Source organism: Neorhizobium sp. LMR1-1-1.1 (assembly GCF_040675795.1).
Lineage (GTDB): Bacteria > Pseudomonadota > Alphaproteobacteria > Rhizobiales > Rhizobiaceae > Neorhizobium > Neorhizobium cellulosilyticum.
In genome coordinates this window covers 132,286-156,928 of sequence record NZ_JBEGHE010000025.1, presented here as the reverse complement: position 1 = coordinate 156,928, position 24,643 = coordinate 132,286, and the positions used below count along the sequence as shown (strand labels likewise).

Below are 24,643 nucleotides of genomic sequence, written 5' to 3'. Positions count from 1 at the left end.
CGTGTCAAGAGTGGTCACGGGGAGATGATCATACCCGCATGATGCCAGGCCTATGAAAATCCTGTTCTATTCGCCGCTGAAATCACCGAACCATCCCGTTCCGTCTGGAGACCGGTTGATGGCGCGGCTTATCGTCCGGGCACTGACCAGCCTCGGGCACGAGGTTTCGATAGCGTCCGAAATGCGCAGTTTCATGCGCTCGGCCGATATGCAGGATCTCTTCGAGGCGAACAAGGTGGAGGCCGCAGAAGAGATCAAGCGGATCACCGCCGAATATTCCGGCACGACTGCGCCCGACCTTTGGTTCACCTATCATCCCTATTACAAGGCACCCGACCTGCTGGGCCCGGCGATTGCGCGGCATTTCGGCATCCCGTTGATCAATGCGGAGGCTTCCTATTCGTTGCGCCGGAATATCGGCGTGTGGGAGGTGTCGCAGGAGATACTGCTCGAGAGCATCAAGAGTGCCACGGTCAATCTCTGCTTCACCAGACGGGACCGCGACGGGTTGAACGCCGCTGCTCCCGAGGCCCGGCTGGAAATGATCGCCCCCTTCATAGACACTGCGCCCTATCTCAAACGCACGCCGTCCCCCGAGCCGGGGCGGCTGATCAGCGTGGCGATGATGCGGCCGGGGGACAAGCTGTCCAGCTATCTGGCACTGGCAGAAAGCCTGAGCCTGATCCGGCATCTGCCATGGACGCTTTCGATCGCAGGTGATGGCGAGTGCCGACAGGAGGTGGAGCGCGCTTTTGCAATATTCGACCCCAACCGGATAGAATGGCTGGGCACCTTGCCGGAAGACGAAATCGCCGAGCTTCTGTCGCGCGGTTCGATCTTCGTGTGGCCGGGACATGGAGAGGCCTACGGGCTTGCCTATCTCGAAGCCCAGGCTGCGGGCCTTCCGGTTGTCGCCGAGGCAATTGCCGGTGTTCCCGAAGTCGTCGAACACGGCAGGACCGGCCTGCTGACGGCACAAGGTGACAGAACTGCATTTGCGGAAGCGATCAGCGATCTTCTCCGTGACGACCAATCAAGAGAGCGACTTGCCAGCGAAGCAAGGATTTTCGCGGGCGAGGAACGATCGATTAGCGGTGCAGCGGAAAACCTGCGCCGGATACTCGATACCTATGTGAGATAACAGGATGAGCAGACAACACTTCATCGATACGCTCGATGCATATGCCAAGGATGGCAGGACGGTGCAGCTGTGGTTGCGCGATGACGACGCCATCGCGCCGACTGCGGCGCTGTCGCTTCTGCTCGACCTGTCGGCGCGCTGGAATGCGCCGATGACGATCGCTGCAATTCCTGCCGATGCGACAACCGCATTGGCTCGATTGCTGATCGAACTGCCACTGATATCGGTTGCCGTACACGGTTGGGATCATACAAATCACGCACCGGCATCGGAGAAAAAGCAGGAACTCGGGCTGCATCGCGGCGAGGAAGCGGTGCTTGCGCGGCTGGCGGAAGGGCTGGAGCGGATTGCCGGCCTGTTCGGTGATCGCGCCGTGCCGCTGCTCGTGCCGCCGTGGAATCGTATTGCGCCGGCGCTCCTCGGCCATCTGCCGTCGCTTGGATACGTGGCGCTCTCGGTCTTCGGGCCGGAACGGGAGGAGACCCCGGTTAAGCTGGTGAATACCCATGTCGATATCATCGACTGGAAAAGCACGCGCGGCGGACGTCCGATGGATATTCTCTACGCCGAAGCCTCAGCGCACCTCGGCACTGGCAACACGCGATCGACAAACCTCGGCGTGCTTACCCACCATCTCGTCCATGACGATGCCGCCTGGGATTTTCTCGATGACTTTTTCGCCCTCACAGCCGGGCACCCTGCCTGCCAATGGGTTCCGGTCAGCGCGTTGATGCACGCGCGCTGAAAGCTACCAGGGCTTCCAGGGGATAAGCAGACCGTCGGCATCGGCAGCCATCGCCCGAACATCCGGAAGCGATGCTCCATTCGACGCCGGAGGAGCAACGAACCCGGCGCCTGCGAGGTTGAGCGGACCGGATCTGGCGACGACGGTGAAGATCAGCGGGCCAGTCGACCACCATGCGGGGGCGTCGCCGAGTTCCTCGATCACCGAGGGCAGTGCATCGCACAATCGTGAGAAGACCGGATTGCCTGCTGGCGTCGCGAGAAAGGAGTTGGCGAAAAGCGTGCTGCCCGCACCGGTATTGCGCGGGATGTCTTCGGCGAAGACAGAGAGGCCGGTTAGCGGCAGGAAATCATGAAAGCTCCCGCGATTGCCGCCCGGATACCAGTCGCAATCGAGATAGATGCCTCCGATATCACGCAGGATCATGTAGCGGGCCACATCCACCGCGCCCGGAAAATCGCCGATACTCAGCATATGTCGAAGCGACGTGTGTCGATCATAACCATTTTCGGCAAGATCGGCTTCGCGCCACAGTTTATGCTGATACCCATTTGCCGCGGCATGCGCTGCCCAGGCGCCAACGGTCGGAGGAACTGGTCTTGAGCCGAGCCATATCTGGTGGATGCATCGCGGCACCGGGACACGCGACAGCTCGGCCATTGCCGCCTTGTCCTGCGCCGAGAACACGCCGTATCGTGCAAGCTTTTCGGGCGGAGGGACGAGATGGAACTGATAACCGATCCGGGCGACAGCATTGCGTTCGGCTTTTGCCAGCTTCAACAGCGCCGATTGCAGCCGACGCGGCAGACCGAGTGACGTCCGCGCATCGGTTTTGCCGATATCCTGCGCCCGGATTTCCTGCAGCAGGTCACGCGCGGCCTCGAAATTACCTGAGCGGATCAGTGCCTTGGCTTCGCCAAGCATCCTTTTATAGTCTGGTTCGTTAATCATCCGCAGCTATCCGGCAGTCTTCATATGGCATGGACTATCATCATAGCTCTGCGCTACGTTCAATTCCGTTACAGCGTCAACCTGATCAGGTGCCAAACGATGCATTCCGACAAATCTGATTTTGCCGTTATACGGAAATGCGGGGGTCTGCTAAGTGGCACCGTAGGAAAAACTGCCCGATGACGACATTCGTGCCCGATCTGCTGCGGATAGAAAACCTGAGCGTGAGCTTCCCGGTCTTCGGCAGCAGAATTCAAGCCGTCAACAATCTGAGCATGCGGATCAAGCCCGGCAAGGTGACGGCGCTGGTCGGAGAGTCGGGCTCGGGAAAGTCGGTGATCGGCCGCACGATCGTCGGGATCGAAAGTCCCCTCGCATCGATATCGGGCCGCGTGCTGTTCAATGACCCGGAGACCTCGGAAGAGCCCGTGGATCTGCTTCAACTGCCGCAGGACGGACGACAGATCCGCAGCATTCGCGGCAACCGGATCGGGATGATTTTCCAGGAACCGATGACCTCGCTGTCGCCGCTGCACACGATCGGCAACCAGATCGACGAGGCATTGCGGATCCATGATGCGTCGTCACCTGCCGAACAGCGCGAGCGGGTCTATGACACGCTGTCTCTCGTCGGGTTCAAGGATCCCGCAAAGGTCCACGCGATGTATCCGTTCGAGCTTTCCGGCGGGATGCGCCAACGCGCAATGATTGCCATGGCGCTTGTCTGTCGCCCTGCCCTTCTGATCGCCGACGAACCGACGACGGCACTCGACGTGACGATCCAGGCGCAGATTCTCAAGCTTTTGCGCGATCTGCAGTCCCGCTTCAACATGGCGATGCTGCTGATCACCCATGATCTCGGCATCGTCACCAATCTTGCGGACGAAGTGGTTGTCGCCTATCGGGGCGAGATCATGGAAGCCGGCACGGTCGACGATATCTTCCGCCGACCCGTTCATCCCTACCCGAAGGGCCTGATCTCGGCGATCCCGACTTTCGAGATGAAGCGTGACCAGCGTCTGAAGCCGCTGCGCGAAATCGCGGTCGATACGGCCAGCCTGATGGAGACCGGCTACCTCAATTCCGGCGGGTCGCGGACGATCCTCTCGGTCAACCATATCAGCAAGACCTTCAAGGCGAAGAAGCGCAAGCTCGGCAGCCACGAAAGCAATGTGACGCTCGCGGTCGATGACGTCAGTTTCGATATCCGGCGCGGCGAGAGCCTCGGTCTCGTGGGTGAAAGCGGCTGCGGCAAGACCACGCTGAGCAAGATCCTGATGCGCGGTCTGACGGCTGACACGGGCGCTGTCGTATTCGAAAGCGAGAAAGGCCCGATCGATGTCCTTTCCGCTCAAGGTGAAGAACTGGACATGCTGCGCCAGCGAATCCAGATGGTTTTCCAGGATCCGATCTCGTCGCTTTCGCCACGCATGACGGTCAGGGAGATTATCGGCGAGGGTCTGGAGATCCATGGTCGCGGTTCGCGCGCCACGCGGCTGGATGCGGTTCGACGGCTGCTGCGCACGATCGGCCTCGACGACAATGCGCTCAGCCGGTACCCGCACAGTTTCTCCGGCGGCCAGCGACAGCGCATCGGTATCGCCCGCGCCCTTGCGCTCGGCCCGGAACTTTTGATCTGCGACGAGCCCGTCTCGGCGCTCGACGTGTCGATCCAGGCGCAGATCCTTAATCTCCTGAAGGATCTCAAGCGCGACTTGGGGCTGACCTACCTGTTCATCTCGCATAACCTTGCGGTAGTGAACTACATGGCGGACCGTGTTGCCGTCATGTATGCGGGACGGATTGTCGAAATCGGTCCTTGCGAGATCATCATGCGCAACCCGACGCATCCCTATACACGACGGCTGATAGCGGCCGTGCCGATCCCCGACCTCGACCGTCCGCTCGATCTCGATTCTCTCGACATTCCTAGAAAGCCGACGCAAGACTGGCACCCCGCCTTCATTCAGGACGAGGGAGAACGGCTGACCCAGATCGACCTAGGTGGCGGGCATTTCGTCCTGGCAAAACCTCAGGTGAAAATCAGGGAGCTGCAGCCATGATGAAACGCCGAACCGTGCTCGGTATGATGGCGACCGCGCTTGTTCCCTTCAACGCGAAGGCTGCCTTCACCGGATCGGACTATCTCGCCGACGACATCAAGGCCGGCAAATTGCCGGACGTTGCGGAGCGCTTGCCGCGCAATCCGCGTGTCGTCAATATCGGCGCAAAAAACCTGAAGCCCGGACATCACGGCGGCGTTGTGCGCATGCTGATCGGCGGTCAGCGCGACATCCGCCTCATGCCGATCAACAGCTATTCACGGCTGGTCGGTTACGACGAGCAACTGAACCTCCAGGCCGATATTCTGGAAAGCTTCACATCGGAAGACGACCGCGTCTTCACCTTCACACTGCGGGAAGGGCACAAGTGGTCGGACGGTTCGCCGCTGACGACGGAGGATTTCCGTTACAGCTGGGAAGACGTGATGAACAACAAGGAGCTTCATCGCGGCGGTATTCCGGTGGATCTCAGGGTGAACGGCAAGGGCCCGACTTTCGAGATCCTGGACGAGCGCACGGTAAGATACAGCTGGAATGAGCCCAATCCCGATTTCCTGGCACAGCTGGCGAAACCTTCGCCGCTCGTGATCTACATGCCGTCGGCTTATCTGAGGCAATTCCACCCGCGTTACCAAAGCGCGGACAAGATTGCCGCGATGCTGAAGACCTACAAGGCGCAGGATTGGACCGACCTGCACCAGCGGATGTCGCGTACGGTGCGACCGGAAAACCCGGAACTGCCGACACTCGACCCCTGGTACAACAGCACCAAGCCGCCTGCCGGACAATTCGTCTTTCTGCGCAACCCATTCTTCCATCGTGTCGACGAGAACGGTTTGCAGCTGCCTTACATCGATAAAATGGTGCTGAATGTCAGTGCGCCGGATCTGATCGCCGCAAAAGCAGGCTCGGGTGACAGCGACCTGCAATTCGCCAATGTTGATTTCTCCGACTACACGTTCCTGAAAGCCGCCGAAAAACGCCTGCCGATGAAAGTGGATCTGTGGAAGCGCACGCAGGGTTCCCGCGTGGCGCTGGTTCCCAATCTCAATTGCAAAGACGATGTCTGGCGCGGCCTGTTCCAGGACGTTCGGGTCAGGCGGGCGCTATCTCTGGCGATTGATCGGGAGGAGATCAACAAGGCGGTCTTCTTCGGCCTGGCGCATGCGGCCGGGAATTCGGTGCTGCCCGACAGCCCATTGTTCAAGCCGGAATATGAACAGGCCTGGGCGAACCACGATATCGACATGGCCAACCGGCTGCTGGACGAGGCGGGCCTCGCGAACCGCACCGAGGATGGCCTGCGACTGCTGCCCGATGGGCGCCCGGCAAAAATCATCGTCGAAAGTGCGGGAGAAAGCACGTTCGAGAGCGACGTCTTGGAACTGATCACCGATCACTGGTCGAAGATCGGCATTGCGATCTTCACCCGCGTGTCGCAACGCGAGATCTTCCGCAAACGGGTGATCGGCGGCGAGACGCTGATGTGCGTGTGGATGGGTCTCGACAACGGCGTGCCGACGGCCGAGATGTCGCCCAACGAACTGGCGCCGACATTCGACGACCAGATGCAGTGGCCGGTCTGGGGGCTTCATTATCTCTCCGGCGGGCGCGATGGACATCCACCGGATCTTGCCGAGGCCAGGCAGCTTCTCGACCTGCTGAAAGATTGGAAAACAGCCGGAACGCACGAGGAGCGGGAAGCAATCTGGCATTCGATGCTGACCATCTACACACAGGGCGTCTTCACCATCGGCATCGTCAACCAGGCTCTGCAGCCGCTCGTCTATTCTTCGAAACTGCGCAACATTCCCGAGAAGGCCCTGTTCGGCTACGATCCGACATCCTTCCTTGGCGTCTATATGCCTGACACCTTCTGGTATGAGGAGGATCACGCATGATCCGCTACATTCTCTGGCGGATCATAGTGATGATCCCTACCCTGATTCTGATTTCCATGCTCGTCTTCACCATCATCGAGCTGCCGCCGGGCGACTATTTCGAAAGCTATGTCGCCGAGATGCGGGCAATCGGCGAACCGGCCGACATGCAGGAAATCGAGGAATTAAGGGCGCGCTACGGTTTTGACCAGCCGCTGCCGATCCGTTACCTGCATTGGGTGGGCGGCATGATGGTGGGCGATTTCGGCTATTCCTTCGAATACCGCCTGCCCGTCTCGGACGTTGTCGGCGACCGTCTGTGGCTGACCATTCTCGTATCCGTCGTGACGATCATCCTCACCTGGCTGCTGGCCTTCCCGATCGGCATCTATTCCGCCACGCATCAGTATAGCTGGGGCGATTATGGGCTGACGCTTCTCGGCCTTATCGGCCTTGCCGTGCCTAATTTTGTGCTGGCGCTCATCCTGATGTATTTCGCCAACGTCTGGTTCGGCACATCGATCGGCCATCTGATGGACCAGAAATACCTGAACCAGCCGATGAGCTGGGACAAGGCGAAGTCGATCCTCGAACATCTGTGGATCCCAGTGATCATTATCGGCACGGCCGGCACCGCCGGCATGGTGCGCCGGCTGCGCGCCAACCTGCTTGATGAGCTGCGCAAGCAATATGTGATGACGGCGCGGGCGAAGGGGCTTCACCCGTTCAAGGTTCTGACGAAGTATCCGCTGCGCATGTCGCTCAATTTCTTCATCTCGGACATCGGCTCGATCCTGCCACAGATCATTTCCGGAGCGGAAATCACCGCCGTCGTGCTGTCACTCGAGACGACGGGGCCCATGCTGATCAAGGCGCTGCAGACGCAGGACATGTATCTGGCGGGTTCCTTCCTGATGTTCCTTGCCATATTGACCGTGGTCGGGGTGCTGATCTCGGACATCGCGCTTGCACTCTTCGACCCGCGCATTCGCCTTTATGGAGGTCGGACGCGATGAGCATGCAACTGCCACCGGACGGCCAGCCGCTGCCGCATTACGTCAATGAAGCTGCTTTCGATCCATACGCTTTCGATAAGACGGGCGAAGGTGCACCGCTTGCCAAGCGAGCCTCCCAGCTCCGTTTGATGTGGTGGAGGTTCAGGCGGCACAGGTTGGCGCTGTTCTCAGGCATATTCCTGCTGTTCTGCTATCTGTCGATCATCATCGCCGAGTTTCTTGCGCCGTATAATCTCCACACGCGCAACATGGATCACATCTATGCGCCGCCGCAATCGGTGCATCTGTTTCATGACGGGACGTTCGTCGGGCCATTCGTCTACGGCCAGAAGATGACGCTGGACATGGAGAACCTGAGGCGCGTCTACACCGACGATCCCAACCAGGTGCAGCGGCTCCGCTTCTTCTGCAAGGGCGATCCCTACAAATTCTGGGGCCTCATTTCCGCAGAGCGACATCTCGTCTGCCCGGCTGAAGGCGGCCAGATGTTCCTGTTCGGCACCGACCGGCTCGGACGGGACGTCATGTCCCGGGTCATCTATGGCGCACGGATTTCGCTGACGATTGGTCTTCTCGGCATCACCACCAGCTTCGTGCTGGGCATCCTGATCGGCGGGCTTGCAGGCTATTGGGGCGGCAAGTTCGATCTTGTGGTGCAGCGCATCATCGAAGTACTGCAGTCGATCCCGAGCATTCCGCTATGGCTGGCGCTAGCCGCGATCATGCCGGTGGATTGGAGCCCGTTCGTCATCTATCTCGGTATTACTTTCATTCTGGGCCTCTTAGACTGGACCGGACTTGCGCGCGCGGTGCGATCCAAGCTGCTGGCGCTTCGGGAGGAAGACTATGTGATGGCGGCGCAACTGATGGGTGCCAATCACTGGCGTGTCATAGGTCGGCATCTTATTCCCGGTTTCATGTCGCACCTGATCGCCAGCGCGACGCTGACCATTCCCGGCATGATCCTTGGCGAGACGACGCTGAGCTTTCTCGGGCTAGGCCTCAGGCCACCGGTCACGAGCTGGGGTGTGCTTCTGACCGAAGCGCGTACGGTCAATGTCGTGGCGCTTTATCCCTGGCTGCTCATCCCGGTGATCCCGGTCATCCTGGTCATCCTCGCCTTCAATTTCTTAGGCGATGGCCTGCGTGACGCGGCGGACCCCTATCACTGACTTGCGCGCATAAAAGCGGGCGGATACTGGTTTTGCCGGCCGAACCCTGGATGAGGGATCGACCGGCAAAGACCGCAAGGAACGACGTTGAACATACCGAAAAAGATGGTCGTGCTGCTTAAAGGCTATCCGCGCCTTTCAGAGACCTTTATCGCGCAGGAACTGCGCGGCCTGGAACTCGCCGGCTTCAAGCTGGAACTGATGTCGATGCGCCGACCGACCGACAAGAAGCGGCATCCGGTACATGACGAGATCGAGGCGCCCGTCCACTATCTGCCGGAATATCTGCACGAAGAGCCTCTGCGGGTCGTCAAGGCCTTTTTCCACTGGTTCGGCAAGCCATCCTTCCGGGCGGCTGCCAAAGCATTTCTGAAAGACCTGCCGCGCGACATAAGCCGCAACCGTTTTCGCCGCTTCGGCCAGGCGCTGGTGCTTGCCCGCGAATGGCCTAAAGGGGCGGACTGGCTGCATGTGCATTTCATCCACACACCGGCTTCGGTCGCCCGTTATGCATCGCAGTTGCTTGGCATACCCTTCACCGTTTCCGCCCATGCCAAGGATATCTGGACGAGCCCAGACTGGGAGCTTTCCGACAAGCTCGATGATGCAAGCTGGACGGTGACCTGCACCCGCGGCGGCGCCGATCACCTGCGCACACTCTCAGAGAACGCCGGCAAGGTGCATCTCAGCTATCATGGCCTGAACCTCAGCCGTTTTCCCTCGCCGGATCGCGCAGCTGCGACGCGCGATGGCTCCAATCCGAATGATCCCATTACGATACTGGCTGTCGGCCGTGCCGTGCCGAAAAAGGGCTTTGATATCCTGCTCAAGGCGCTAGCCCTGCTTCCAGCCGACCTTCACTGGCGGCTCGATCACGTCGGCGGCGGTGATAAGCTGAAGGTGCTGAAGCCGCTTGCGGAAGAACTCGGGCTTGCCGGCCGCGTCAGCTGGCACGGGGCGATGTCGCAGCAGGAAGTGCTGCAGCGTTACGGCGAGGCCGACATATTCGCCCTGCCCTGCCGTATCGGCAAGGATGGCGATCGCGACGGATTGCCGAATGTTCTGGTCGAGGCGGCCAGCCAGCGGATCCTCTGCATCTCGACAACAATTTCCGGCATTCCGGAACTTTTCGTCGATCAGGAGAACGGCCTGCTGGTAGAACCGGAAGACCCATTGGCGCTCGCCAAAGTGCTCGAAATCGCCATCCGCAACCCATCGGAACGGGACCGCATGGCCAGGAATGCAGAAGCGAAGGTCCGTGGTCATTTCGACCACAAGACCAGCATATCGGATCTGGAGAGATTGTTCTCAGCCGCCTATTCGACACTCGCCAACAAGGAGCCCTCGCAGCCATGACATCACCGCGCGTGCTCTTCTATGTCCAGCATCTGCTGGGGATCGGCCATATCGCCCGGGCAAGCCTCGTTGCGTCAGCTCTTGCCGAGGATGGCTTTGAGGTGACGATGGTAACCGGTGGACTGCCCGTGCCCGGTTTTCCGGGACCGGGCATCAACCATATTCGACTGATGCCGGAGGTCACGTCTCGCGAAGGATTTTCAGGCCTGCAGGACATAGATGGAGCAACGCTCGGGCCTGACGGAGAGCGCCAGCGCATGGAGCAACTGCTGGCGGTTCTTGGCGACACCAAGCCGGATATTGTCATCACCGAAGCCTTTCCGTTCGGCCGCCGGCAGATGCGTTTCGAGCTTTTGCCGTTTCTCGATGCGATCAAGGCGATGCGCCCGAAGCCGCTGCTCTTTGCCTCGATCCGCGATATCCTGCAAGTGAACAAGAAGCCTGGGCGTGACGAAGAAACAGTGGCGCTGGTCAGGCAACATTTCCATCGCGTGCTCGTGCATGGCGATAGAAACCTGACACGGATCGAAGACACGTTTCCGCTTGCAGGCGAGATCGCGGACAAGGTGCTCTATACCGGTCTCGTTGCACCTGCAGCCCCTGTTCCCTCGCTCGAAAAATACCGGGTGGTGGTTTCGGCCGGTGGTGGAGCAGTGGGACAGAAACTGCTGAGTGCCGCCGTTGCTGCTCGCGACCTGATCTCCGCGCCCGGCCGCTGGTGCGTGATCACCGGACCGAACCTCGATGCGGCAAGCTTCGACAGTCTTGCCTCGAAGGGCAGCGGCGAGATAGATGTGTTTCGCTTCAGGAGCGATTTCCGGCAGTTGCTTGGAAGTGCCGAGCTTTCGATCTCACAGGCGGGCTATAATACCGTCTGCGACGTGCTGAGAGCCGGCTGCGGGTCACTGCTTGTGCCTTTTGCGGCTGGCGGCGAGACGGAACAGACGGCGCGCGCAGTAAAGCTGCGGGAACTCGGGCTGGCGGAATTCATCGAGGAAGCGGCAATTACACCAGACTTGGTGGCAAGCGGAATCGGCAAGGCCCTTGCACAACGTGGCAAGGCCCGTCTGGACCTTAACATGGATGGAGCGCGCGAAACGGCGCGGCTGCTACGCCGCGAAATCAACCACGAGAACTGATTTCAGCTCTCGACGGCGGTGAGATAATCTGGACGCTTTCCCTGCAGGTATTCCTGGACGATGGCAGAAAGATTGGGCAGACCTTCAAGGCGATAATCCGGCGCCGTTGCAGATGGCGGGTCCCGCAGCAGCAGTTCCTTGATTGCCGCAGAGAGCCGCATCCCATCCGAAGAATGATCGGGATGCAGCATGGCAACCAGCCCAAGTTCCGTGGCACGCATTGCGCGGATCAACTGCTCCTGCCTCGGCACCATGCGGGGAATAATCAGCGCCGGCTTATCGAAGGACAGAATTTCGCAATAGGTGTTATAACCGCCCATGGCAACGATCGCACGCGCATTGGCGATCAGGTCTTCCATGCGGTTATCGAATTCGATGACCTCAAGACAGTTATGCGAAGCGGCTGCCTGTTTCAGCGTTTCGCGCTGCTCGCCGGGCATGTAAGGGCCAAGCACGATCAGGGCTTTTTCTGTCAGATCCGGATCAGCCTGATACGCATTGATCACGTCGCGAACGAGTTCATACCCGTCACCGCCGCCGCCTGTGGTCACCAGAATATAATCGCCATCCCGCTTCGGCAGAGCCGTCGCGCGGCTTTTCCATGCCTTTCGCTGTAGGAAGCCGACGAAGGTCATCTTGCGACGTAATGATGGCGGCACATCGAGCCCGGTGAGAGGATCGTGGAAATCCGGAGGGCCGTAGACCCAGACGTGATCGTAGAGCTGATCGATCTTCGCCATCACATCGTTGCGCCGCCATTCGGCATCCAGAAGATGCGGTGCATCCATGACGTCACGAAGGCCAAGCACGAGAAGCGTGCCGCGGCTCTTGAGATAAACGAGCGTGTCTTCCACTTCGCGCCGAAGACCGAGCGGCTCCTTGTCGACGATGAAGATATCCGGTTGGAAGGATTCCGCCGTCTGGCGAATGATCGCCTGACGCATTTCCAGCGTTTCCTCCAGATTGATATGCTCATCCATCGACGTGTAGTCGCCGTTGCGCAGCTTGATCACGCTCGGGATCTTCACGTAGTCGACGCGCGAGCGATAATCGAAGGCACCGGCAATCGTTGCGCCGGAAATGATCAGGACATGCGCGCCCTGAAAGGTTTCGACCAAGTGATTGGCGATCGTCATGCAGCGGCGAATATGGCCTAGCCCAAACGTATCGTGGCTATACATGAGAATGCGGGCATCTCTGAAACCCTGTGACATGCCCTTGACCTTAGGTAACATCTGAATTGTCTTTCCCGGCAACATAAAGTCTTTCAAAAGCGAAGCCAAGTCAGGCCGAGGCCGCAGCTAAGGGATCTCACGGACCCTGTCTTGAACGATATGCGCTTCGAACTTGGGAGTTATCGCTTGAGGCACAAGCCCTATCCTGAAGACGTGATGCGTCGTTATCCCTCAGGCCTGCTATCGCCCACGCTCAATCGATTTCGGACCGATGCTCCATATACCAGCGGACGAAAGCATCGACACCTTCATCCAATCCGGTTTCCGGCTTACGCCCGGTCAGCGCCAGCAGAAGGTCCGGGCTGGCGAATGTGCGCGGCACATCGCCTTTCTGCATCGGCAGCATCTTGCGCCTTGCCGGCTTGCCCATTGTCTTTTCGATGACCTCGATAAAATCGAGAAGCCCGACCGGCTGACCGCCGCCAAGATTGACTGTACGGAACGGTCCTTGCTCCGAAAGCGTATCGATATCAGCAACACGGTTCGATTCGGATGGAGCAACCCTGGACAAATCAATGATCGAATCGACGAGATCGTCGATATAGGTGAAGTCACGGCTCATCTTGCCTTCACCATAGATCTCTATTTCCTGATCGTCGAGCATCGCCTTGACGAACTTGAACAGCGCCATGTCCGGCCGGCCCCAGGGACCATAAACCGTGAAGAAACGGAAAGCCGTCGTCGGAACCTTGTAGAGATGGGCGTAGCTATGAGCCATCACCTCCATGGACTTCTTGCTGGCAGCATAGAAAGTCAGAGGTTCGTCAGCCTTGTCTGTTTCCCGGAACGGAATGCCCTGATTGGCACCGTAGACGGAAGAGGTGGACGCCAACATCAGGTGTCCGACACCGACTTCTCGGGCGATCTCAAGAATGTTCCACGAGCCTATGAGGTTCGAGTCGAGATAGGCCTTTGGATTTTCGAGGCTGTAACGAACACCTGCCTGAGCTGCCAGATGAACGATAACGTCCGGATTGAAGCCCTTGACCGCTTCTTCAAGCAAAGCTCTGTCTTCCAGCATGCCCTGTACGAAGCGGAAGGAAGGAAACTGTGCCAGCCCGGCATTGCGGGCCTCCTTCAGGCGCAGGCTGTAATAGGCCGTCATCCCGTCAAAGCCGACAACCTCGTGACCATCCTGCAAAAGCTTGCGCGCCAGATGAAACCCGATGAAGCCCGCCGTACCGGTGATGAAATAACGCATGTCCGCTTCCGCTGTTGATGGGGATCACATACCCAACCAAACGGGTCGAAGCAACGAGCCGCTAATGGAAAAGCCTGAGGCGCGCCGGTGGAACCCCTGGTTTGCCATTTTTGCGATCGACAGCGAACTGGATGAGATCCATCGAAGCCTGGTCGGTGAGAGGCTTGGCCATGACGCCGACAACACCGTTCACACCAGAAGCCACTACGCCTGGGTTTCCGGTGATCATGATGACGACAATACCGTATTCGGCCAAGACCTTGGCGATCTCCGGCCCCGTCTCGCCATCGGCAAGCCGCACGTCGACGAAAGCGATATCCGTGTCACGCGTGTAGTTGAGCGCCACCTTCATATCAGGCGCGATGCCAACCACATCATGTCCACTACGCTGAACTGCCTCCTCTATGTCCATGGCGACTAGCAGGCTGTCTTCGACAATCAGAAAGCGATATTCCACGCGCATTCTCCTATCACTCAAGCGGCAAATAGTCGGCGCTTGCCGCTTGGCAATAGGTACTTTAGAGATCGCGGTCATTTTTAGGGGCGTGGTTAAGCCTTTGAACCTCGGCGTTTTTGCGCGTCAGGCCCATATGCGACGATCCCGCAAGGAGCCAGAAGACGGCAACTGAGTGATCGCCAAATATTTCAGAGTCGGGCGAAAGGTGAGGAAGCATCCGGAACCGTTTTATCGACAAGCGGGTTCTCTTGCCGGAAGTCAAAAGAGGAGAAGAACCATGAAAAATATCATTCTTGCTTCCTGCGCAATCTTCGCAGCAACCTTTGCAGGCCAGGCCTATGCACAACAGAGCACGGTGACCGGCGCAGCCGGTGGTGCCGTGACCGGAGCTGTGGTCGGTGGTCCCGTCGGTGCAGCCGTGGGCGGTGTTGTCGGTGCCATCGCCGGCACGGCAATCGATCCGCCGCCACGCGAAGTGGTTACCTATGTTGAACAGCAGCCCGCGCCAACCACGGCCGTGACCGTGGAACAGCCGATCGCCGTCGGCAAGCCGGTTCCCGAGACGGTTGTGCTAACCCCAGTTCCTAGCAACACCCGATATGCCTATACGGTGGTCAACAATCAGCGCGTGATCGTCGATCCGCAGACCCATACCGTGGTGCAGATTATCAAGTAACGCCCACAATGCGAAAGCCCCGCTTCATATGCGGGGCTTTTCAGTTAAACTGCCAAACGAGATCTCAGACCACCAGCGTCTGGCTAATCCTATCCTCTTCGCCGAACAGGCGGAGGTAGCGCTGCACTTCCTTCGCGTCGCCGGTCGCCTTCTGCGGATTGTCCGAAAGCTTAACGGCGGGGCGACCATTGGCTTCGCTGACCTTGCAGACGACCGAGATCGGTTTCAATCCGTTGATCTCGGTTGGCGCGCACCCGGCAAAGTCGTTGGTAAGGTTGGTGCCCCAGCCGAAGCTCATTCTCACCCGGCCCTCGAAATGCTTGTAGGTTTGAATGATTGCATCGACATCGAGGCCGTCTGAAAAGATAAGCAGCTTTTCCTTCGGATCTCGGCCTACCTTCTTCCACCAGTCGATGATCTTTTCGCCGCCTTCGATCGGCGGGGCACTGTCGGGGCGGAAGCCCGTCCAGTCGGCGACCCAGTCCGGCGCATCCCTCAGAAACGCGGCAGTACCGAAAGCATCCGGCAAAACGATCAGCAGATTGCCGTGATAAAGCCGGTTCCAGTCCTTCAGCACCTGATAGGGGGAGTTGCGCAGCTCTTCATCCGTCTGCGCCAAGGCGGCTGCGACCATCGGCAGCTCGTGTGCATTGGTGCCGACAGCTTCCAGATCGCTGTCCATAGCAAGCAATACGTTGCTGGTACCGGTAAATCCGCTGCCGATGCCTTCCTTCAAGGCCTCGACGCACCAGCGCTGCCACAGGAAGCTGTGGCGACGGCGGGTGCCGAAATCGGAAATCCGCAGGCCGGGCAATTCACGCAGGCGCTGCACCTTTTCCCACATCCTGGCCTTGGCACGAGCATAGATCACATCGAGCGTGAAGTAACCGAGCGAGCGCATGGCCGTGCGGGAACGCATCTCGTTGATGATTGCCAGCGCCGGAATTTCCCACATCGTGGTATCCATCCACTTGCCATGGAAATTCAGCTCGTATTGCCCATTGCGCTTGGACAATTCGTATTCCGGCAGCTTGTAGTTGGAAAGCCAGGTCAGGAATTCGGGTTCGAAGATCTGGTTGCGGCCATAGAATGTGTTACCTGCCAGCCAGATCATCTCCTTCTTGGAGAGACTAACCGTGCGGGCGTGGTCAAGTTGCTCCCGCAGGGCACCTTCATCGATCTCTTCCGCCAGTTTCACGCTGGTGGTGCGATTGATCACGGAGAATGTCGCGTCGACGTCCGGATAAAGCTTCCAGATCATCTGTAACATCAGAAGTTTGTAAAAGTCGGTGTCGATCAGACTGCGGATGATCGGATCGAGCTTCCAGCTGTGGTTATACACCCTGGTTGCGATATCGGTCTTGGTCATGCCTGCCCCTGTCCCGGTCGCCTGTGACCGGTCGGCCTCACTCGCTATAGAGGCAAGCTAACGATCCTACCTCCCGGCAGCTTTATCGTGAAAAAAATCGATTAAGTCCAGACGCAGTTCAACTGTCGCGGTACTGCCGAAAATAAACCGGAAGCTTCAGTAACCCGTCGTCCTGTCGACGACGTGCTGTAGCGGCTCTCCTCTTTCGAAACGCTCCATCTGAGCTTCCGCATTGCGGAGCAAGGCCCGGATATCGGAGGCAGAGGCAGCATGCGGCGTGACGATGACATTATCCATGGACCAGAATGGGCTGTCCGGCGACAGCGGTTCCTGCTCGAACACATCGAGAGATGCGCCGCCCAGGATCTTGGCGTCAAGAGCCGCGATGAGATCCTTCTCCACCTGGCTGCCACCACGCCCGGCATTGATGAAGACGGGCGCACCGAGCGCGCCGTTCTGGCGAAGTCTGGAAAAGAGCGAGGCGTTGAAGATGCCCTGCGTCTCGCCCGTCAGCGGCAAGAGCCCGACGAGGATGTCCGTGCGGGCCAGAAAGGCATCGAGTTCGGACGCATCGTAGGTGTCGATGCCCTCGATTGCCTTCTTCGTCCGCGACCAGCCGATGACGTTGAAACCCATGATCTTCAGCTTACGGACACTATCTTGGCCGAGCACACCTAACCCCATGACACCGACGATCAGGTCCTTCGCTTCAGGCTGATGCAATTCCTTCCAGATGCGGACGCGCTGCTGGACGAGATAGGCCGGGGCCTGACGCAGATGGCTGAGGCATTGAAGCACGACCCACTCGCTCATGCGGGTGGTAAGGCTCTCATCGACGAAACGAATGATCGGGATATCCGGCAGGCCGGGTGTGGCGAGGATGGAATCGACACCGGCGCCGCCCGAGAACAACACTTTCAGATTGGGGGCGCGATGGAAAAGATCGAGGTCAGGCTTCCAGAGAAAAGCATAGCTTGCATTGGAAAGATCCGCCGATTTGTCCGATGCGTGCAGGATCTGGCGTCCGGCGAGAGCGCCGACCAGAGCCTGATCCACATCACGGCGTTCGAATTTCAGGTCGATAACGACAGAACCTTTTTCAGACAAAGCTATTCCCACTTTTGTTATTGGCCGACGGCCCCGTTTTCGACCGCCTCGATATTGAAAGCCGCAGCCATAAGCGCCTTGGTATAATCTTCCTTCGGCGCGCGGAAGATCTGTTCGGACGGACCTTCCTCGACCACCTTTCCGGTGCGCATGACGATAACGTGGTTGGCGAGCGCCTTCACCACTTTCAGGTCATGGCTGATGAAGAGATAGGCGAGGTCATGCCTGGCCTGCAGATCGCGCAGAAGGTCGACGACCTGCGCCTGGACCGTCATGTCGAGCGCCGAGGTCGGCTCGTCCAGCATGACGAAGCGGGGCTTCAGCACCATGGCACGGGCAATGGCGATACGCTGCCGCTGGCCGCCTGAGAACTCGTGCGGGTAACGCCAGCGGGTCTCGGGGTCGAGGCCGACTTCCTGCAGCGCCCAGGCAACACGCTGATCGCGCTCGTCTGCTGACAGCTGCCGCTCGTGGACCTTCAGGCCTTCGGCGATGATCTCTCCCACCGGCATACGGGGACTGAGCGAGCCGAAGGGATCCTGAAAGACGACCTGCAGGCGTTTGCGATAGGGCAGCATCTGCTTGAAAGAGTGGCCGTTGATCGCATCGCCGATGAAAACGATCCGACCCTCCGATGCGATCAGCCTTGCCAAGGCCAAGCCGAGTGTCGTCTTGCCCGAGCCGGATTCGCCGACGATGCCGAGCGTTTCGCCGGCACGCAGCGTCAGATCCACACCATCGACCGCTTTAACGTGATCGACGACACGGCGCATGAAACCGGCCTTGATCGGGAACCAGACGCGCAAGTCCTTGGCTTCCATGACGACCGGATGTGCCGGATCGGCTACCGGTGGTTCGCCGCGCGGTTCGGAGGCCAGCAGATGCTGGGTATAGGGATGCTGCGGATGTTCGAAAACATCAGCGACCGAACCTTCCTCGACGATCTTGCCCTTGGTCATGACGCAGACGCGGTCGGCGAACTTGCGGACGATGCCGAGATCGTGGGTGATGAACAGCATGGACATGCCGTGGTCGCCCTTCAGCTTGCGCAAAAGCTCGAGGATCTGTGCCTGAACCGTAACGTCGAGAGCGGTTGTCGGCTCGTCGGCGATCAGAAGCTTCGGCCGGTTGGCAAGCGCCATGGCGATCATCACGCGCTGGCGCTGGCCGCCTGACAGTTCGTGCGGATAGGCGGTCAGGCGTTTTTCCGGCTCTCGGATGCCGACCTGATTGAGCAGTTCCAGGATTCGGCTGCGGGCAGCGGTGCCTACCATCGCCTGGTGCATTTCCAGGATCTCACCGATCTGCTTCTCGATCGAGTGAAGCGGATTGAGCGATGTCATCGGCTCCTGAAAGATCATCGTTATGTCATTGCCGCGCACATGGCGCAGTTCCGCTTCCGATGCCTTCAGAAGATCCTTGCCCTGAAACAGGATTTCGCCCGAGGGGTGGCTTGCGGCCGGATAGGGCAGAAGTTTCAGGATGGAATTGGCAGAGACCGATTTGCCCGAGCCGGATTCGCCGACCAGAGCCAGGACTTCACCCGGCTTTATGTCGAATGACACGTGATCGACGGCGAGCGTTTCCGTTTCCCCCTGATGGAAGGCGACGGACAGATCACGAACGGAGAGGAGTGCGTCTGTCATCATATCACCGGAACGTCTTGCGGGGGTCGAAGGCATCACGCACGGCCTCGCCGATGAAGATCAGCAGAGACAACATGATCGACATGGTGAAGAAGGCCGTCAGGCCGAGCCATGGCGCCTGGAGGTTGTTCTTACCCTGAGCGATCATTTCACCCAGCGACGGCGAGCCGGGCGGCATGCCGAAGCCGAGGAAGTCCAGCGACGTCAGCGTCGCGATCGAGCCGGAAAGGATGAAGGGCAGGAAGGTGAGCGTCGCCACCATCGCGTTGGGCAGGAGGTGGCGATACATGATCGTCCAGTTGCCGACGCCGAGCGCACGGGCCGCACGCACATATTCGAAATTGCGGGCACGCAGGAACTCCGCCCTGACCACGCCGACGAGGCTGACCCAGGAGAAGAGCAGCAATATGCCGAGCAGAATGAAAAAGCCGGGCGGCAATATCGAAGCGATGATCAGCAGGATGTAGAGAACCGGCATGGCCGACCAGATCTCGATGAAACGCTGCATCAGAAGATCCGTCCAGCCGCCGAAATAGCCCTGCACGGCACCGGCTCCGACGCCGATGATGGCCGAGCAGATGGTGAGTGCCAGACCGAACAGGACGGAGATGCGGAAACCGTAGATCATCCGGGCCATGACATCACGCGCCTGATCGTCGGTGCCGAGCCAGTTCATGTTGCCGAGAATGCAGTTGGGGTCCTGATCGCCTTGCGGATAGGCCTTGCAGCGATCGGCCTTGGCCATCAGCCAGAAAGGTTCGGTCGGGGCGGAATGGGGGATCTGCGAATTGACCGTCTGATAGGAATAGCGGATCGGCGGCCAGATCATCCAGCCATTGGCATTGATTTCTCCCTGGATGAAGTCCGATCGATAGTCCGTCGTCGCGAGGAAGCCGCCGAACTTTTCCTCCGGGTAATCGACCAGAACCGGATAGAGGATCTCGCCCTTGTAAGAGGCGACGATCGGCCGGTCATTGGCGATGAATTCGGCAAACAGGCTGAGCGTGAAGAGGACCAGAAAAATCCAGAAGGACCAGAAACCGCGCTTGTTTGCTTTGAAATTGGCAAGCCGGCGCTTGCTGGTCGGCGACAGGAAGGGACGCTTGGCGGGCGGCGCTGCCGCGATCGGCGTCGTGACGGAAGTTGCGTTCATCAGACGTCCCTCCGCTCGAAATCGATGCGCGGGTCGATCCAGGTATAGATCAGGTCGGAAATCAGGTTCACAACGAGGCCCATCAGCGAGAAGATGAAGAGCGTGCCGAAGACGATCGGATAATCACGATTGACGATGGAGAGATAACCGAGCCGTCCCAGCCCATCGAGCGAGAAAATGTTCTCGATCAGCAGCGAACCGGTGAAGAAGGCGGAGATGAAGGCGCCCGGAAAACCGGCGATGACGATCAGCATTGCGTTGCGGAAGACGTGCCCATAGAGAACCTGCCGTTCGTTGAGGCCCTTGGCGCGCGCCGTCGTGACATATTGTTTCTTGATCTCGTCGATGAAGGAGTTTTTCGTCAGCAGCGTCGTGGTGGCAAAGGCCGAGAGCGACATGGCGATCAGCGGCAAAGTGAGGTGCCAGAAATAGTCGCCGATCTTCTGATACCAGGTGAGATCGTCGAAATTGTCGGAGACGAGACCGCGCAACGGGAACCAGTCGAAGAAGGAACCGCCGGCGAACATGACGATCAGCAGAATGCCGAAAAGGAAGCTCGGAACCGCATAACCGACGATGATGATGCCCGAGGTCCAGATATCGAAGCTCGACCCGTCCTTCACCGCCTTGCGGATGCCGAGCGGGATGGAAATCAGATAGGAGACGATCAGGATCCAGAAGCCGAGCGAGATAGAGACCGGCAGCTTGTCGATGATCAGGTCGATGACCGGCGTGTTGCGGAAGAAGCTCTCGCCGAAATCGAAACGGATATAGTTCCACATCATGTCGAGGAAACGCGTTAGCGGCGGCTTGTCGAAACCGAACTGCTGCTCGAGCTTCTTGATGAATTCCAGATCGAGCCCTTGGGCGCCGCGGTAATTCGATTCAGAGCTTATGCCCTGAGCCGACAGATCGTTGCTGGCTCCCGACAGGCGGTCACCTGAATCCTGCCCCTGGACCTGAGCGATGATCTGCTCGACCGGCCCGCCCGGCGCAAACTGCACGACAAGGAAGGAAATAGCCATGATGCCGACAATGGTCGGGATCATCAGCAGCAGGCGGCGTAGAATATAGGCGCCCATCAGGACACCTTGCCGAACGTTTCGGGCATATCACCGCGGGTCTGCGCAACGATCAAGCGGGCTTCCTTCATCTCTAGGCGAATCAATCCGGCCATTTGGAACAGTTGCCCCTTCAAGGTGCAAGCATCTTACTTACCGGGCTGTTTGGCAAACCATGCTTCGGGGAAAGCGGTGCCGTATTCCGGCAGCTTTTCCGGATGCGCGATCCGGTTCCAATAGGCGATCTTTTCCTCGCCGGAATAGAACATCGGCACGACATAGTGGTTGGCGAGCAGCACGCGGTCCATGGCCTTGATCGCCGCCACCTGTTCCTCGCGGCTTGGAGGGAAGACGATCTTGCGAATCAGGATGTCGACGGCAGGATCGGCGATCCCGGCATAGTTGCGCGATCCCTGACGATCGACTGATGCCGAACCCCAATAGTCGTTCTGTTCGTTGCCGGGGTTCATCGTCTGCGCCCAGACACCGAAAATGATGTCGTAGTCGAAGCTGCGGACACGGTTGATATATTGTGAGGCGTCCACTGTGCGGATGCGTGCATCGATACCGATTCTCTTGAGGCTGTTGATATAGGGAGTGACAGTCCGCTCCTGACCGGCATTGCTCAGCAGGATTTCAAACCCCAGGGGCTGGCCGGTCTTGCTGTTGACCATGCGGTTGCCCTTCAACTCGTAGCCAGCCTGCTTAAGCAGACCAACTGCGGTGCGAAGGTTGTCGCGCACCTTGTTCGGATCGCCATTGACCGGGTTTGCGTAGGGTTTGGTGAAGACTTCCGGCGGGACCTTGTCCTTCAGTTCATTGAGGATTTCGAGCTCCTTGCCCTCAGGCAGGCCGGAGGTCGCAAGCTCCGTGCCCCAGAAGAAACTGTCGACTCGTTTCAGGCCACCAAAGGCGAGGTTCTTGTTGAGGTCCTCGAAATCATACGCGTAATTCAAGGCCTCACGGACCCGCGCATCCTTGAAGATGTCGCGGCGCATGTTCGGCACGAATGCCTGCATCACGCCGACAGCCTTGAATGGGTTCGTCAGCGCCTCCTTCGTCACCCGGCCATCCTTGACCGCGTCGAAATCGTAGCGGGTCGCCCAGCGGCTGGAGCTGTTTTCCTGCCGGTAGTCGACATTGCCGGCCCGGAACGCCTCGAACTGCACGTCGGTGTCGGAGAAATAGGTGTAGCTGATGGTACGGAAATTATACTGGCCGCGGTTGATTGGCAGGTCCTTGCCCCAGTAGTCGTCGCGCAACTCATAGCGAATGCCCGATCCGGGCTGAACCGAAGCAACCTTGTAGGGGCCGGACGCCATCGGCACTTCCAGCGACGTGCGCGAAATATCGCGCGCCTTACCCTGGCTGTCTGTCCCTTCCCACCAATGTTTCGGCATGATCGGGAAATCGCCTACGATCGAGGGTAGTTCCTTGTTGTTCTTCTCGTCGAAGCGGAAGGTCACTTCGCGATCACCGGTCTTTTCCGCTCCGGTCACATGCTGGTAATAACCGGAATAAAGGGCGCTGTGCTGTTTGAGCATATTCAGGCTGAAGACGACGTCTTCCGGGGTCACCGGCTGACCGTCAGCCCATTTGGCTTCCGGCCGCAGTCGGAAGGTTACGGACGACATGTCGTCAGGGTAGGCAACGGCTTCAGCCAATAATCCGTAGGTGCCGAAGACCTCGTCTTCCGAACGCTTCATCAACGTTTCGAAGATCATCGTCACGCTGGAAGCGATGGCGCCCCTGTCAATTACCGGATTGAGGTTGTCGAACGTGCCTTCCTGGGCAAGCTTGAGTTCGCCGGTTTTGGGAGCGTTGACGTCGACATAGGGAAGCGCCTGGAAATCCGCCGGCAATTGCGGCTCGCCGACAACGGCCATGCCGTAACGCCATTTCGGCTCATCGGCCATCGCCCATGGCGCCATGAATGACGCTGCCAATGCGACAACAAGACCTTTGCGGAGCCGGGTCAAATCCATGCTTTTCCCTTTGTGAAATTGATTTGTTGCAGCGAAGCATAGGGCAAAAGAGGGCGAAAAACAGGAGGCGCCGCTCACAAGCGATTTATCGCCTGCAGCTCACGGGCGAGATCTCCATTTCACCAAAGTCTCATTCCAGACTAAACTGGCGATAAAAGTGATTTGCGGCGGAAGTTCATGAAATCGATTTCGAAGATGGTCCTCGGACTGGCGGCGACGGCTCTGTTATGCGGTTCCATCGCGGATCCGTCGATGGCACAGGACGGTACTCCGGCCAAGCAGCTCTTCGGCGCGGTGAAATTGCCGAACGCTGCTTCGCCGGCACCTCTCGGCTTCTACGCCAAGGGCTGCATGTCCGGTGCCGTCGCACTACCGACGGACGGCCCGACATGGCAGGCCATGCGCCTTTCGCGCAATCGGCGCTGGGGCAACCCGGCAATGATCGATCTGCTCGAACAGTTTTCCCGCGATGCCGCAAGCCTCGGCTGGGGGACCGGCATTCTGGTCGGTGATATTTCCCAGCCTCGCGGCGGCCCGATGATCAATGGCCATGCCTCGCACCAGATCGGGCTCGATGCGGATGTCTGGTTCACACCGAAACCGGCCCAGCCGATGAGCGTGCAGCAGCGGGAAGACCTGCCGTTCACCTCGATGCTGGACAAGAGCAAGTTCCTGACTGTCGATTCGCGCAAGTGGACGAGCACGCATGCTCGCCTCGTGATGCAGGCCGCCAGCTATCCCCAGGTGCAGCGGGTTTTCGTTAACCCGGCCATCAAGAAGAAGCTTTGCCAGACCTGGACCGGCGACCGCAGCCTGCTCGGCAAGGTGCGACCGGTCTACGGACATGACGAGCATTTTCATATCCGCATGAACTGCCCGCCAGGTGCCACAGGCTGCGAAAGGCAGGCGGCGACACCTGTCACCGACGATTGCGACAGCAAGGCGCTCGCATGGTGGTTCACCAAGGAACCATGGGCACCGCCGAAACCGGCCGACCCCAACAAGAAACCGGTCAAGCCGCGCCAGGTCATGCTGTCGGACCTGCCAAAGGCCTGTTCTGCAGTGCTTGCCGGCCCGTCTCGCTCCGAAGCCGACGCGACCTTCGGGGGCCAGCCTGTCGCCTATTCGAGCCAGCCTTCCGTGCCTCAAGCCGTCGATCAGATGGATGCGATCAGCTCCAATCCGGCCAATGTTCCGGCAGACATACCGTTGCCACGCGAGCGGCCTTTCCGGTAAGCCCGTTTGGCATCCGTAAGCTGCAGCGACAACGCCGAGCCTTCCCTTATCGGC

General features: G+C 59.0%; 20 protein-coding genes. 10 read left to right on the top strand and 10 right to left on the bottom strand.

What is annotated here, in order from left to right; all coding sequences use genetic code 11:
- Nucleotides 1-52 precede the first annotated feature (52 nt).
- On the top strand, nucleotides 53-1,141 hold the full coding sequence (locus tag MRBLMR1_RS13900; RefSeq protein ID WP_148146141.1) for a glycosyltransferase family 4 protein: 1,089 nt from the start codon (nucleotides 53-55) through the stop codon (nucleotides 1,139-1,141).
- A gap of 4 nt (nucleotides 1,142-1,145) precedes the next feature.
- Nucleotides 1,146-1,886: a polysaccharide deacetylase family protein gene (locus tag MRBLMR1_RS13895; protein ID WP_148146142.1), complete on the top strand. Its 741-nt coding sequence runs from the start codon at nucleotides 1,146-1,148 to the stop codon at nucleotides 1,884-1,886.
- Between the two features lie 3 nt (nucleotides 1,887-1,889).
- Here MRBLMR1_RS13895 and MRBLMR1_RS13890 read toward each other — a convergent pair whose 3' ends face one another.
- Complete coding sequence (locus MRBLMR1_RS13890; protein ID WP_148146143.1) at nucleotides 1,890-2,837, bottom strand: glycosyltransferase family 32 protein; 948 nt, start codon at nucleotides 2,835-2,837, stop codon at nucleotides 1,890-1,892.
- Between the two features lie 179 nt (nucleotides 2,838-3,016).
- Between MRBLMR1_RS13890 and MRBLMR1_RS13885 the strand changes: the two genes are divergently transcribed.
- The 6 genes from MRBLMR1_RS13885 (at nucleotide 3,017) to MRBLMR1_RS13860 (ending at nucleotide 11,463) form a co-directional block, all read left to right on the top strand.
- Nucleotides 3,017-4,900 carry an ABC transporter ATP-binding protein gene (locus MRBLMR1_RS13885; protein WP_148146144.1) on the top strand — a complete coding sequence of 628 codons (1,884 nt, stop codon included), beginning with the start codon at nucleotides 3,017-3,019 and terminating at the stop codon, nucleotides 4,898-4,900.
- Nucleotides 4,897-6,801 carry an ABC transporter substrate-binding protein gene (locus MRBLMR1_RS13880; RefSeq protein WP_148146145.1) on the top strand — a complete coding sequence of 635 codons (1,905 nt, stop codon included), beginning with the start codon at nucleotides 4,897-4,899 and terminating at the stop codon, nucleotides 6,799-6,801. Before MRBLMR1_RS13885 ends, MRBLMR1_RS13880 begins: the two co-directional genes overlap by 4 nt.
- Nucleotides 6,798-7,796 carry an ABC transporter permease gene (locus tag MRBLMR1_RS13875; RefSeq protein ID WP_148146146.1) on the top strand — a complete coding sequence of 333 codons (999 nt, stop codon included), beginning with the start codon at nucleotides 6,798-6,800 and terminating at the stop codon, nucleotides 7,794-7,796. Before MRBLMR1_RS13880 ends, MRBLMR1_RS13875 begins: the two co-directional genes overlap by 4 nt.
- Nucleotides 7,793-8,968, top strand: a complete 1,176-nt coding sequence (locus MRBLMR1_RS13870) for an ABC transporter permease (protein ID WP_148146147.1) — start codon at nucleotides 7,793-7,795, stop codon at nucleotides 8,966-8,968. The genes MRBLMR1_RS13875 and MRBLMR1_RS13870 overlap by 4 nt, the downstream gene beginning before the upstream one ends.
- A 105-nt stretch (nucleotides 8,969-9,073) precedes the next feature.
- On the top strand, nucleotides 9,074-10,324 hold the full coding sequence (locus MRBLMR1_RS13865) for a glycosyltransferase family 4 protein (protein WP_148146294.1): 1,251 nt from the start codon (nucleotides 9,074-9,076) through the stop codon (nucleotides 10,322-10,324).
- Nucleotides 10,321-11,463 (top strand): glycosyltransferase, encoded by a 1,143-nt coding sequence (locus MRBLMR1_RS13860; protein ID WP_148146148.1) that lies wholly within the window; start codon nucleotides 10,321-10,323, stop codon nucleotides 11,461-11,463. Before MRBLMR1_RS13865 ends, MRBLMR1_RS13860 begins: the two co-directional genes overlap by 4 nt.
- Before the next feature lie 2 nt (nucleotides 11,464-11,465).
- On the opposite strand, the gene MRBLMR1_RS13855 is transcribed toward MRBLMR1_RS13860, so the two are convergent.
- From MRBLMR1_RS13855 to MRBLMR1_RS13845, 3 genes are all read right to left on the bottom strand, one after another.
- Nucleotides 11,466-12,677: a glycosyltransferase family protein gene (locus MRBLMR1_RS13855; protein WP_148146295.1), complete on the bottom strand. Its 1,212-nt coding sequence runs from the start codon at nucleotides 12,675-12,677 to the stop codon at nucleotides 11,466-11,468.
- Nucleotides 12,678-12,891: 214 nt separating this feature from the next.
- Complete coding sequence (locus MRBLMR1_RS13850) at nucleotides 12,892-13,899, bottom strand: NAD-dependent epimerase/dehydratase family protein (RefSeq protein ID WP_148146149.1); 1,008 nt, start codon at nucleotides 13,897-13,899, stop codon at nucleotides 12,892-12,894.
- A gap of 61 nt (nucleotides 13,900-13,960) precedes the next feature.
- The gene (locus MRBLMR1_RS13845) at nucleotides 13,961-14,362 is read right to left on the bottom strand and encodes a response regulator (RefSeq protein WP_246435986.1); all 402 of its coding nucleotides are present in this window, start codon (nucleotides 14,360-14,362) and stop codon (nucleotides 13,961-13,963) included.
- 271 nt (nucleotides 14,363-14,633) lie between these two features.
- Between MRBLMR1_RS13845 and MRBLMR1_RS13840 the strand changes: the two genes are divergently transcribed.
- Nucleotides 14,634-15,032, top strand: a complete 399-nt coding sequence (locus MRBLMR1_RS13840; protein ID WP_148146151.1) for a DUF1236 domain-containing protein — start codon at nucleotides 14,634-14,636, stop codon at nucleotides 15,030-15,032.
- A 64-nt stretch (nucleotides 15,033-15,096) separates the two neighbouring features.
- On the opposite strand, the gene pncB is transcribed toward MRBLMR1_RS13840, so the two are convergent.
- The 6 genes from pncB to MRBLMR1_RS13810 all read right to left on the bottom strand — a co-directional run bounded on the left by pncB (nucleotide 15,097) and on the right by MRBLMR1_RS13810 (nucleotide 23,353).
- Nucleotides 15,097-16,401 (bottom strand): nicotinate phosphoribosyltransferase, encoded by a 1,305-nt coding sequence (pncB, locus tag MRBLMR1_RS13835; RefSeq protein ID WP_148146152.1) that lies wholly within the window; start codon nucleotides 16,399-16,401, stop codon nucleotides 15,097-15,099.
- Nucleotides 16,402-16,557: 156 nt separating this feature from the next.
- A complete protein-coding gene (locus MRBLMR1_RS13830; RefSeq protein WP_148146153.1) occupies nucleotides 16,558-17,508 on the bottom strand; it encodes a 2-hydroxyacid dehydrogenase in 951 nt (316 codons plus the stop codon).
- A gap of 17 nt (nucleotides 17,509-17,525) precedes the next feature.
- Nucleotides 17,526-19,154 carry an ABC transporter ATP-binding protein gene (locus MRBLMR1_RS13825; protein ID WP_148146154.1) on the bottom strand — a complete coding sequence of 543 codons (1,629 nt, stop codon included), beginning with the start codon at nucleotides 19,152-19,154 and terminating at the stop codon, nucleotides 17,526-17,528.
- A 4-nt stretch (nucleotides 19,155-19,158) separates the two neighbouring features.
- Nucleotides 19,159-20,307: an ABC transporter permease gene (locus MRBLMR1_RS13820; protein WP_148146155.1), complete on the bottom strand. Its 1,149-nt coding sequence runs from the start codon at nucleotides 20,305-20,307 to the stop codon at nucleotides 19,159-19,161.
- A complete protein-coding gene (locus tag MRBLMR1_RS13815; protein ID WP_148146156.1) occupies nucleotides 20,307-21,389 on the bottom strand; it encodes a microcin C ABC transporter permease YejB in 1,083 nt (360 codons plus the stop codon). Before MRBLMR1_RS13815 ends, MRBLMR1_RS13820 begins: the two co-directional genes overlap by 1 nt.
- Nucleotides 21,390-21,517: 128 nt before the next feature.
- Nucleotides 21,518-23,353 carry an extracellular solute-binding protein gene (locus tag MRBLMR1_RS13810; protein ID WP_148146157.1) on the bottom strand — a complete coding sequence of 612 codons (1,836 nt, stop codon included), beginning with the start codon at nucleotides 23,351-23,353 and terminating at the stop codon, nucleotides 21,518-21,520.
- 177 nt (nucleotides 23,354-23,530) lie between these two features.
- Between MRBLMR1_RS13810 and mepA the strand changes: the two genes are divergently transcribed.
- Complete coding sequence (gene mepA / locus MRBLMR1_RS13805) at nucleotides 23,531-24,589, top strand: penicillin-insensitive murein endopeptidase (RefSeq protein ID WP_148146158.1); 1,059 nt, start codon at nucleotides 23,531-23,533, stop codon at nucleotides 24,587-24,589.
- Nucleotides 24,590-24,643 lie beyond the last annotated feature (54 nt).

What these genes read in the sequence shown, in the direction of transcription:
- MRBLMR1_RS13895 (WP_148146142.1), top strand. Translation starts at nt 1,146, where the DNA reads ATGAGCAGACAACACTTCATCGATACGCTCGATGCATATGCCAAGGAT.
- MRBLMR1_RS13865 (WP_148146294.1), top strand. Translation starts at nt 9,074, where the DNA reads ATGGTCGTGCTGCTTAAAGGCTATCCGCGCCTTTCAGAGACCTTTATC.
- MRBLMR1_RS13880 (WP_148146145.1), top strand. Translation starts at nt 4,897, where the DNA reads ATGATGAAACGCCGAACCGTGCTCGGTATGATGGCGACCGCGCTTGTT.
- MRBLMR1_RS13815 (WP_148146156.1), bottom strand. Translation starts at nt 21,389, where the DNA reads ATGGGCGCCTATATTCTACGCCGCCTGCTGCTGATGATCCCGACCATT.
- mepA (WP_148146158.1), top strand. Translation starts at nt 23,531, where the DNA reads ATGAAATCGATTTCGAAGATGGTCCTCGGACTGGCGGCGACGGCTCTG.
- MRBLMR1_RS13850 (WP_148146149.1), bottom strand. Translation starts at nt 13,899, where the DNA reads ATGCGTTATTTCATCACCGGTACGGCGGGCTTCATCGGGTTTCATCTG.
- MRBLMR1_RS13890 (WP_148146143.1), bottom strand. Translation starts at nt 2,837, where the DNA reads ATGATTAACGAACCAGACTATAAAAGGATGCTTGGCGAAGCCAAGGCA.
- MRBLMR1_RS13810 (WP_148146157.1), bottom strand. Translation starts at nt 23,353, where the DNA reads ATGGATTTGACCCGGCTCCGCAAAGGTCTTGTTGTCGCATTGGCAGCG.
- MRBLMR1_RS13845 (WP_246435986.1), bottom strand. Translation starts at nt 14,362, where the DNA reads ATGCGCGTGGAATATCGCTTTCTGATTGTCGAAGACAGCCTGCTAGTC.
- MRBLMR1_RS13870 (WP_148146147.1), top strand. Translation starts at nt 7,793, where the DNA reads ATGAGCATGCAACTGCCACCGGACGGCCAGCCGCTGCCGCATTACGTC.
- MRBLMR1_RS13875 (WP_148146146.1), top strand. Translation starts at nt 6,798, where the DNA reads ATGATCCGCTACATTCTCTGGCGGATCATAGTGATGATCCCTACCCTG.
- MRBLMR1_RS13900 (WP_148146141.1), top strand. Translation starts at nt 53, where the DNA reads ATGAAAATCCTGTTCTATTCGCCGCTGAAATCACCGAACCATCCCGTT.
- MRBLMR1_RS13840 (WP_148146151.1), top strand. Translation starts at nt 14,634, where the DNA reads ATGAAAAATATCATTCTTGCTTCCTGCGCAATCTTCGCAGCAACCTTT.
- MRBLMR1_RS13820 (WP_148146155.1), bottom strand. Translation starts at nt 20,307, where the DNA reads ATGAACGCAACTTCCGTCACGACGCCGATCGCGGCAGCGCCGCCCGCC.
- pncB (WP_148146152.1), bottom strand. Translation starts at nt 16,401, where the DNA reads ATGACCAAGACCGATATCGCAACCAGGGTGTATAACCACAGCTGGAAG.
- MRBLMR1_RS13855 (WP_148146295.1), bottom strand. Translation starts at nt 12,677, where the DNA reads ATGTCACAGGGTTTCAGAGATGCCCGCATTCTCATGTATAGCCACGAT.
- MRBLMR1_RS13860 (WP_148146148.1), top strand. Translation starts at nt 10,321, where the DNA reads ATGACATCACCGCGCGTGCTCTTCTATGTCCAGCATCTGCTGGGGATC.
- MRBLMR1_RS13885 (WP_148146144.1), top strand. Translation starts at nt 3,017, where the DNA reads ATGACGACATTCGTGCCCGATCTGCTGCGGATAGAAAACCTGAGCGTG.
- MRBLMR1_RS13825 (WP_148146154.1), bottom strand. Translation starts at nt 19,154, where the DNA reads ATGACAGACGCACTCCTCTCCGTTCGTGATCTGTCCGTCGCCTTCCAT.